The organism is Actinomadura sp. NPDC023710, from assembly GCF_040639875.1.
Taxonomy (GTDB): domain Bacteria; phylum Actinomycetota; class Actinomycetes; order Streptosporangiales; family Streptosporangiaceae; genus Spirillospora; species Spirillospora citrea.
Map to the genome: position 1 here is coordinate 238,075 of NZ_JBFAGB010000010.1, position 9,779 is coordinate 247,853.

A 9,779-nucleotide genomic window follows, 5' to 3' on the forward strand; every position below is an offset into this window, starting at 1 on the left:
ACCCGCACCCATTGTGACAATCCGTAGATGGTCGATTAGTCACTTTCTCGACTTACATGGGCGTTCAGGAATCTTCCAGCATGACCCGTGACCTCCGGCGCGCCATTCGGGCGCGCCCAATCCCCCCTGGAGGCACAGTGAAGATCCGTCCTACCCGCGTCCGCGGAGCCGCCGCCGCCACCGTGGCGGCGTCGGGGCTCGTGGCGACCGCCCTGGTCGCCGTCCCCGCCGCGAACGCGACCCTCGACGCGCCCGGCGGGGGCGTCACCACCCGGTCCGACACCGGCGGGGTGGCCGCGAAGCTGGCGCAGCGGCTCGGCGACCGCAGCGCCGGCGCCTACGTGGACCAGGCGACCAGGAACCTGGTCGTCACGGTCACCGACGCCAAGGCCGCGCAGGCGGTCCGGGCCGCCGGGGCCGTGCCGAAGAGCGTCGCGCGCAGCGGCTCGGACCTGAAGAAGGTCATGGCCGCGCTCAAGCGCGACGCGACCGTCCCGGGCACCGCCTGGGCCGTGGACCCGGCCGCCAACCAGGTCGTCCTCACCATGGACAGCACGGTCAAGGGCGCCCGGCTCACCAAGGTGCGCAGCGCCGCGACCAAGCAGGGCGCGGCCGTGCGCACCACGCGGGTCGCGGGGAGGTTCCGCACGTTCACCGCCGGCGGCGACCCGATCTACACCGGCAGCGCCCGCTGCTCCCTGGGCTTCAACGTCAAGAAGGGAAGCGAGTACTACTTCCTGACGGCGGGGCACTGCACCGAGGCGGGCTCCACCTGGACCGACGAGTCGGGAGGCGCGCTCGGCGGCAACGCCGGCAGCAGCTTCCCCGGCAACGACTACGGCCTCGTCAAGTACGACTCCACCCCGGAGGACACGCAGGGCGGCGTCACGGTCAACGGACAGTTCCAGGACATCACCGGCGCCGCCGAGGCCACGGTCGGCGAGACCGTGACCCGCAGCGGCAGCACCACCGGCGTCCACGACGGGCAGGTCACCGCGCTCAACCAGACGGTGAACTACCAGGAGGGCAGCGTCAGCGGCCTCATCCAGACGACGGTGTGCGCCGAGCCGGGCGACAGCGGCGGCCCGCTGTTCGCCGGGTCGAGCGCGGTCGGGCTGACCTCGGGCGGCAGCGGTGACTGCTCGTCCGGGGGCGTCACGTTCTTCCAGCCCGTGACCGAGCCGCTGTCGGCGTTCGGGGTCGAGATCTACTAGCCGGCCCCTCGGCGGCCCGCCGGAGCTCCCAGGCGGCGGGAAGCCGGAGAGGTTTCGGTCCCGGTCCTTTTTCCGCCCCCGGCGAAAGGACCGGGACCGAACATCGTTCTTACCCGGCGCACGGCGGATGGCATTGCCGGACTGACCACGGGCGCCGCTTCGAGAGTGCCAACGGGAACGTGTCGAATTAGTCACCTTCTGCGTCTTACGTCCGCCTTGACTGTTCTTACACCATGTCGATGACCTCCGGCGCACCACTCGGGTGCGCCCTATCCCCCGTGGAGGCACAAGTGAAGATCCGTCACAGGCGCGCCCGCGCCGCGGCCGTCACCACGGCCGCGGCCGGCCTGGTGGCCGCCACCCTGGCCACCGCTCCCACCGCGTCCGCGGCTCCGGCGGCTCCCGCCGCACCGGCCGCTCCCGGCGACGTCGCGACGTCCCTGGCGAACCAGCTCGGAACCCGCAGCGCGGGCTCCTACCTCAAGGACGGCAAGCTGGTCGTCACGGTCACCGACGCGCAGGCCGCCCAGGCCGTGCGCGCCGCGGGCGCGGTGCCGCGGACCGTCGCGCGCAGCGGCGCGGACCTGAAGAAGGTCGAGGCCGCGCTCAAGCGCGAGGCGACCGTCCCGGGCACCGCCTGGGCCGTGGACCCCGCGAGCAACCAGGTTGTCCTCAGCGTGGACGGCACGGTCAAGGGCGCCGAGCTCAAGAAGGTCCGCGCCGCCGCGAGCAGGCAGGGCGCGGCGGTCCGCACCGAGAGCGTCGCCGGGAAGTTCCAGACGCTCACCCGAGGCGGCGAGGCCATCTACACCGGCGGCGCCAGGTGCTCGCTGGGCTTCAACGTCAGGAGGGGAAGCGGCTACGCCTTCATCACCGCCGGACACTGCACCAACATCGGTTCGACCTGGACCGACAGCTCGGGCCGGACGCTGGGCCGCACCGCCGGCAGCAGCTTCCCCGGCAACGACTACGGCATCGTCACGTACTCCTCGACGCCCACCGACACGCAGGGCACGGTCAGCCTCTACAGCGGCACCCGCGACATCACCAGCGCCGGGAACGCCGCGGTCAACCAGACCGTGTACCGCAGCGGCAGCACCACCGGCCTGCACAACGGCCGGGTGACCGCGCTCAACCAGACGGTGAACTACCAGGAGGGCAGCGTCAGCGGCCTCATCCGCACGACGGTGTGCGCCGAGCCGGGCGACAGCGGCGGCTCCCTGTTCGCCGGGAACACCGCGCTCGGCCTGACCTCGGGCGGCAGCGGCAACTGCTCCTCGGGCGGGACGACCTTCTTCCAGCCCATCACCGAGCCGCTGTCGGCGTACAGCGCGTCCGTCTACTAAAGAACCCCAGGAGGCTCCCCCGCAGCGTCGGGCCGCCCCCGCCACGGACTCCCGTGGGGGCGGCCCGCCCGCGCGTCAGACGGCCGGGACCTCCAGCGTCCGCAGGACCTCGGCGAGCACGGCGGGCTGCTGGTCGGCCAGGTAGAAGTGCCCGCCGGGCAGCACCCGGAGCGCGAACCGCCCGCGGGTGGCGCGCTCCCAGCCGCGGGCCAGCTCCTCGTCCACGTGCGGGTCGGCGTCCCCGATGATCGCGGTGACCGGGACGGTCAGCGGCGGCTCGGGCCGGTGGGCGTACTCCTCGATCAGCGTGAAGTCGTTGCGGACGTACGGCAGGACGAGCTCGCGCAGCTCCGGCTCCGCCAGCAGCTCGGCGTCGGTCCCCCCGAGCCGCACCAGTTCGGCGACGAGGCCGTCGTCGTCCTTGTGGCGGAGGTGCTCGTCGCCCCGGTCGTCGGGCGGGCGGGCCCCGGAGGCGAACACGTGCACCGGGGCGGTGCCCCGCTCCTCCAGCAGCCGCGCCACCTCGTAGGCGAGGACGGCGCCCATGCTGTGCCCGAACAGCGCGGCGGGGCGGTCCATCAGCGGCGCCATCGCCCCGGCGATGAGGCGGGCGAGCTGGCGGGCGTCGGTGACGAGCGCGTCCGCCATCCGGTCGGCGCGCCCCGGGTACTGGACGGCCTGCACCTCGACGGCCGGGCCGGCCCGCTTGGCCCACGGCCGGTAGAACACCGCCGACCCGCCCGCGTGCGGCAGGCAGAACAGCCGCATCGACGCCCAGGGGCGCGTCTCGGGGCAGCGGAACCAGGTCACGTGATCAACTCCTCCTCCTCGTGCCGGCGCGACGCCGCGCGGGGATCGCGCGGCAGCGGCCACGGCGCGACCCGCGGGTCCGGCACGAGCTTCGGCGCGGTGCTCTCCGCCGCCACCTTAAAGCCCCGCCGCCGGTAGTTGGCGATGGCGTTCGGGTGGTCGAGGCTGCTGGTGCGCAGCCACACCCGCGTCGCGGGCCCGGCGCTGAGGGCCCACAGCTCGCCGCGCTGCCAGGCGCGGCGGGTGCACTGCTCGACGAGGTAGCCGCCGTAGCCGCGCCCGACGAACGCGGGGGTGAGGCCGACCAGGTGGATCTCGGTGTCGCCGCCGGGCTGCGCCTCGATCTCGAAGAAGCCGGCGATGGTGCCCTCGGCCATGGCGATCCACGTCGACAGCTCCGGCCGCTCCACCCAGGCCCGCCACTGCTCGTACGTCCACGGGAAGCGGTCGGTCCAGCAGACGCGGGCGCCGACGGTCGCGTAGAGGGCGCGGTTGACGTCGGGGGACGGCAGCCCGGCGAGGGTGAACGTCATCTCGACGCCCGGCAGCGGCGCGGGACGCAGGTCGGCGGCGTCCCGCATCTCCATCTCCCACTCGGTGACCGAGGGGAACCGCAGATGCGCGGTCTCTGGAGGCGGCCTCCAGCCCGCCTCACTCACCCATGGCCTCGATGAGGCTCTTCGGCCGCATGTCCGTCCAGTTCTCGTCGACGAAGTCGAGGCACGCCTGGCGGGTGTCCTCGTCCTTGGCCACCGTCCAGCCGGCGGGGACCTCGGCGAAGGACGGCCACAGCGAGTGCTGGCCCTCGTCGTTGACGAGGACGAGGTAGGTGCCCTCGGGGTCCTCGAAGGGGTTGGTCATCGGTCATCCCTTTCCGTGGCTCTGGCGGCTTGGAGTGGCGCGTGCAGTTTGTCGAGTCTGGCGGCCAGCACGGCACCCATCTCGGCGGCCGGGCCCGGCTCCATGAGCAGGTGGTGGTCGACGTCGAGGGGGTAGTCCTCGATCCCGCCGTCGACGAGCGGTCCCCAGTTGGAGCGGCCGGTGGGCGAGTCCTCGGTGCGGCCGCGGAGCGCGGTGAAGAACACGACGTCTCCGCGGTACCGTCCGGGCCGGTACTCCTCCGCCTGGCGGAGCCCGTTCTCGTAGTTGCGGTAGACGTTGACGAGGTCCTCCTCGCCGAGGGTGGCGAGCGCGTCGTCGCGCTCGGCGAGCACCGCCATGATCTGCGCCATGTCGGGGTCGCCGTCCTCGGCGACCATCCGCGCGTCCACGCCGATCGCCTCCAGCAGCTCGGGGAGGATCTCGCGCCGCTCCGTTTCGAGGTCCTGACCGTGGTAGGCGTCGATGAGGGCGAGCAGGGCGACCCGCTCCCCGGCGGCCTGCAGCCGCAGGGCCATCTCGTAGGCGACGAGCCCGCCGAGCGACCAGCCCGCGAGGTGGTAGGGGCCGGACGGCTGGACGGCCCTGATCTGCTCCAGGTAGTCGGCCGCCATCTCCCCGATGGACTCCGGCAGCCGGGCCCGGGTGAACGCGCGGGCCTGCAGCCCGTAGATCGGCTGGTCGGTGCCGAGGTGCCGCTGGAACTGCAGGTAGCCCCAGGCCAGGCCGCCGGCGGGGTGGACGAGGAACAGCGGCGGCCGGGTCCCGGACGTGCGGATGGGCAGCAGCACCTCGAAGCCGAGCCGGTCCTCCGGGTCGCCGGCCCTGGTCATCGCCTCGACGGTCTGGTGGGTGAACACGTCGCGGGGGGTGAGCTCGACGCCGGCCCGCCGGGCCCGCGTGGCGAGCTTGAGCGCGGCGATGCTGTCGCCGCCGAGGTCGAAGAAGCTGACGTCGGCGCCGACGCGGTCGATGCCGAGGACGTCCGCGACGATCCCGCAGAGGCGCTCCTCCTCGGGGGTGCGGGGGTCGCGACCGGCGGCGGCCTCGCCGTAGTCGGGGGCGGGGAGGGCGCGCCGGTCGAGCTTGCCGTTCGGCCCGACGGGGAACGTGTCGAGCAGGACGAACGCGGCCGGCACCATGTACTCGGGCAGCCGCTCCCTGACGAACTCGCGCAGGCCGTGCCCGGCGGCGGGCAGGTCCGGGGCGATGACGTAGGCGACGAGGGCCCTGGTCCCGGGGGCGTCCTCGCGGGCGACGACGGCGATGTTGGCGACGGCCGGGTGCGCGGCGACGGCGGCCTCGATCTCGCCGAGCTCGATCCGGAACCCGCGGACCTTGACCTGGAGGTCGGCGCGGTCGAGGTATTCAAGGGTGCCGTCCGGCCGCCACCGGACGAGGTCGCCGGTACGGTACATGCGGTCGCCGGGCGCGCCGAAGGGGTCGGCGACGTAGCGTTCGGCGGTGAGCGAGGGCCGCCGCAGGTAGCCGCGGCCGAGCCCGGCGCCCGCGATGTAGGCCTCGCCCGCGGTGCCGGGCGGGACGGGGCGCAGCCCCTGGTCCAGCACGTACACGCGCACGTCGTCGATGGGGCGGCCCAGCACGGCCGAGGTCTCTGAGGGGTCGTCGAGCGGCGCCCGCTGCCCGGCGATGGTGGTGTAGGTGGTCGCCTCGGTGGGCCCGTAGACGTTGCCGACCTCGGTGTCCGGGCACGCGGCGAGCACCTTGCGGATCGCGGCGGGAGAGCCCGCCTCCCCGCCGGTGAGGACCTCGCGGAGCCGCGCGAACGCCCGCGGCCGCTCGTCGGCGACGAGGTTGAACAGGGTGGTGGTGAGGAACAGGCCGGTCAGCTCCTCGGCGGCGATGATCTCTTCGAGGGCCTCGCCGGTCAGGTGGCCGGGCGGCGCGACGACGGCCGTCCCGCCGTGCAGCAGCGGCGTCCACAGCTCGTAGACCGACGCGTCGAACGCGTGCGGGGAGTGGACCAGGACGCGGTCGTGCGCCCCGCCCCGGAGCCGGCCGTCGGCGGCGAGGTCGACCGCGTCGCGGTGCCGCAGCATGACGCCCTTGGGCACGCCCGTGGAGCCGGAGGTGAACAGTACGCAGGCGAGCTGCTCCGGGTGGCATTCGACGGCCGGTGCGGTCGCGGGCTGGGCGACGACCTCGGGGTCGTCGTCCACGACGAGGATCCGCACGGCGGTGCCGAGGGCGGCGACGCGGTCGCGCATCGGCGTGTTGACGACGAGCACGGGCGCGGCGACCTCCGCGACCGCCCACGCCATCCGCTCGGGCGGGTAGCCGTGGTGGATCGGCGCGTAGGCTCCGCCCGCCTTGAGAATCGCCAGGGAGACCACGGCGATGTCGGCAGATCTTTCGAGGAGCACCGCGACCGGGGTGTCCCGGCCGACGCCGAGGCCGGCGAGGCGGTGCGCCAGCCGGTTCGCGCGGGCGTCGAGCTCGGCGTAGGTCAACGACTCCCCCGCGGCCCGGACGGCGACGGCGTCCGGGGTCCTCGCCCGCTGCTCGGCGAAGCGGGCGGTGAGGGTCTGCGGGCGGCGGCCGGTCGCCGGGCCCTGCCAGGCCGCGAGGACGCGGGCGCGTTCCTCCTCGTCCAGGACCTCGATGCGGCCGAGCGGCAGGTCGGGCCGGTGGGCGACGGCCTCCAGGATGCGGACGAACCGGCGCATCAGGCGGGCGGCGTCCTCGCCGGTGAACAGGTCGGTGCGGTGGTCGATGCGCAGCGACAGGCCGCGGCCCGGGACGGCGGCGAACGTGAGCGGGTAGTGGGAGGCGTCGTGGCCGTCGACGTCGTGGAGGGTGAGGCCGCCGAGGTCGGTGCCGGCGGCGTCCGGGTCGAACGGGTAGTTCTCCAGGACGGTCATGGTGTCGAACAGCGTCCCGGCGCCGGTGAGGCGCTGGATGTCGGACAGGCCGAGGTGGTGGTGCGGCATCAGCGCGGCCTGCTCGTCCTGGAGCCGCGTCAGCGCCCCGGCGACCGTGTCGGCGGGCCGGACGCGGACGCGGATCGGCAGCGTGTTGATGAACAGGCCGATCATCTGCTCGACGCCGGGCAGCTCCGGGGGCCGGCCGGAGACCGCGGCGCCGAACACCACGTCGGCCGAGCCGGTGAGGCGGCCGAGCAGCGTGCCCCACGCCAGCTGCAGGACGGTGTTGAGGGTGACGCCCTGGGCGCGAGCCCGCGCGGCGAGCGCGGAGGTGAGGCCCTCGGTGAGCCGGGTCCGGACGCGTCCGGGGGTGCCGGCGACGGGCTCGGGCGCGCCCGGGGCCACGAGGGTGGGCTCGTGCACGCCGTCGAGCGAGCGGCGCCAGGCGTCCTCGGCGGCGGCGCGGTCCTGCGCGGCGAGCCAGGCCAGGTAGTTCTTGTAGGGGGCGACGCGCGGCATCCCGGTGTCGTCGCCCTTGGCGAGGTAGAGCGCGAACAGCTCGGTCTGCAGGACGGGCGTGGACCAGCCGTCCAGCAGGATGTGGTGGTTGGTGAACACCATGCGGTGCAGGCCGTCCGCCAGCCTGATGAGCAGGAAGCGCAGCAGCGGCGGCCTCGTCATGTCGAAGGGCCGGGCGCGCTCGGCCTCGGCCAGCTCGCGCGCCTTCGCCTCGCGCTCCGCCTCGGGCAGGGCCGACAGATCCTCGTCCTGCCACGGGAGCCGGACCGCGCGGTGGACCACCTGGACGGGCGAGCCCTCCTTGCGCTGCCGGAACCCGGCGCGCAGGTTGGCGTGGCGGCGCAGGAGAGTCGCGGCGGCGGCGCGGAGCGCGCCGGCGTCGAGAGGGCCGCGCAGGTCGAACACGATCTGCGCGGTGTAGACGTCGCGGCCCGAGTCGTGGAGCGCGTGGAAGAACAGGCCCTGCTGTAGCGGGGACAGCGGGAGGATGTCCTCAAGCTGCGACGTGCTCAATCCAGCTCCCATTCGCCGTCGAGCTCGGCGGCGAGCTCGTCGATCTCCTCCTGGCTGACGTCCACCAGGGACAGGTCGGACGGGGTGAACCCGCCGACGGGCCCGTCGGCGGCGCCGTCCACGACGTGCGCGACGAGGCCGCGCAGGGCCGCGTACCAGCGCTCGGCCAGATCCTCGATCGCGGCGGCGTCGAAGAGGCCGCCCGCCCACGTCCACGTCGCGGACAGCTCGGGACCGCCGGGCAGGTCGCGGGTGTGCGCGTTGACCTCGATGGCGTGGACGAGGCCGAGCGCGCCGTCCTGCCCCGCGCCGAGGGCGTCGGAGTCGTCCTGGTCCGCGGGTCCCCAGTCGGTCGCCTCGGGCGCGGCGGAGCGGCCGAGGTAGTTGAACGCGATCTGCGGGTGGGCGCCGGCGCGGACGACGGGACCCCGGTAGCGGAGCAGCCCGTACCCGATGCCGTTGTCGGGGATCTCGCGCAGCTGCTCCTTGACCCGCTTGAGGGCGGTGCCGACGGCCTGGCCGCCCTCGCGGACGTCGGCGGGCGACAGCCGCCCGGGGTCGAGCCGCACCGGGTGGATCGTGGTGAACCATCCGGCGGTGCGGGACAGGTCGGCGCCGGGGACGATCTCCTCGCGGCCGTGCCCTTCGAGGTCGACCAGGACGGCGGTCTCGTCGCAGGCGCCGCGTTCGTGCCGCCATTCGGCGACGGCGAGGGCCAGGCCGGTGAGCAGCACGTCGTTGACCCGCCCGTGGAACGCGGCGGGGACCTCGGTGAGCAGCGGCCCGGTCACGTCGGCGGGCAGGTCGAGCGTGAGGTGCCCCGCCGTCCCGAACGTGTCGGTGGCCGGGTCCAGCGGGCGGGAGCCGAGCGCCGGGTCGGGGGTGGCGAGGATGTCGTCCCAGAGCGGCAGCTCCGCGGTCCGGGCGGGGTCGGACGCCTCGGCGGCGAGGCGCTGCGCCCAGCGCCGGAACGAGGTCGGGACAGGGTCGAGGTCTCCTCCGGCCCAGGCCGTGACCAGGTCGGGCAGGAGGATCCGCCAGGAGACTCCGTCCACGGCCAAGTGGTGGAGGGTGAGCAGGAGGCGTCCGGACGCGGCGGGGCCCGCGTCGAACCAGACGAGCCGCGCCATGGTCCCGGCGGCCGGGTCGAGGCCGCGGCGGGCGGTCTCCGCCTCGGCGGCGAGCACGGCGCGCAGGTCTCCGGCGCCCAGGCCGGCGACGTCGACGCGGCGGACGAGGGGCGCGGCGTCGACGGTGCCGGGCTCGGTGACCTCGAACTCGGCGCCGGCCACGCGGAGGCGGAGCATGTCGTGGTGGTCCAGGACGGTCTGGAGCGCGCCGGTCAGCCTCTCGACGCCGAGGCCGGGCGGCACCTGGAGCAGCATGCGCTGGCTGTAGCCGTCGACGGGGCCGTGCAGCTCCTGGAACCAGCGCATGATCGGGGTGGCGGGGATGCGGCCGATTCCCGCGCCCGGCGCTTCCACCTCGGTCTGTTCGCCTTCGCCGACCGGTGTGGCAGTGGCGGCGAGTTCTTCGACGGTCTGGTGCTGGAAGACCTCGCGGGGAGTGATGACCAGGCCGGACTGGCGGGCGCGTGAGACGAGCTGGATCGC

The 9,779-nt window shown here is 74.3% G+C and carries 7 protein-coding genes; 2 read left to right on the plus strand and 5 right to left on the minus strand.

Going from position 1 to position 9,779, the window contains the following annotated elements; translation table 11 throughout:
* The first annotated feature begins 137 nt into the window (after positions 1-137).
* Entirely contained in the window at positions 138-1,214 is a 1,077-nt protein-coding gene (locus tag AB0H37_RS14445) for a S1 family peptidase (RefSeq protein ID WP_360612956.1), read from the plus strand.
* A 290-nt stretch (positions 1,215-1,504) separates the two neighbouring features.
* Positions 1,505-2,560: a S1 family peptidase gene (locus tag AB0H37_RS14450; protein WP_360612958.1), complete on the plus strand. Its 1,056-nt coding sequence runs from the start codon at positions 1,505-1,507 to the stop codon at positions 2,558-2,560.
* 75 nt (positions 2,561-2,635) lie between these two features.
* Here AB0H37_RS14450 and AB0H37_RS14455 read toward each other — a convergent pair whose 3' ends face one another.
* The 5 genes from AB0H37_RS14455 to AB0H37_RS14475 form a co-directional block, all read right to left on the minus strand.
* Positions 2,636-3,370, minus strand: a complete 735-nt coding sequence (locus AB0H37_RS14455; protein ID WP_360612960.1) for an alpha/beta fold hydrolase — start codon at positions 3,368-3,370, stop codon at positions 2,636-2,638.
* The gene (locus tag AB0H37_RS14460; RefSeq protein ID WP_360612962.1) at positions 3,367-4,029 is read right to left on the minus strand and encodes a GNAT family N-acetyltransferase; all 663 of its coding nucleotides are present in this window, start codon (positions 4,027-4,029) and stop codon (positions 3,367-3,369) included. Before AB0H37_RS14460 ends, AB0H37_RS14455 begins: the two co-directional genes overlap by 4 nt.
* On the minus strand, positions 4,022-4,231 hold the full coding sequence (locus tag AB0H37_RS14465; RefSeq protein WP_329088602.1) for an MbtH family protein: 210 nt from the start codon (positions 4,229-4,231) through the stop codon (positions 4,022-4,024). Before AB0H37_RS14465 ends, AB0H37_RS14460 begins: the two co-directional genes overlap by 8 nt.
* Entirely contained in the window at positions 4,228-8,166 is a 3,939-nt protein-coding gene (locus tag AB0H37_RS14470; RefSeq protein WP_360612964.1) for an amino acid adenylation domain-containing protein, read from the minus strand. The genes AB0H37_RS14465 and AB0H37_RS14470 overlap by 4 nt, the downstream gene beginning before the upstream one ends.
* On the minus strand, positions 8,163-9,779 hold a 1,617-nt coding region (locus AB0H37_RS14475; RefSeq protein WP_360612966.1), incomplete at its 5' end, for a condensation domain-containing protein. The genes AB0H37_RS14470 and AB0H37_RS14475, both read right to left, overlap by 4 nt.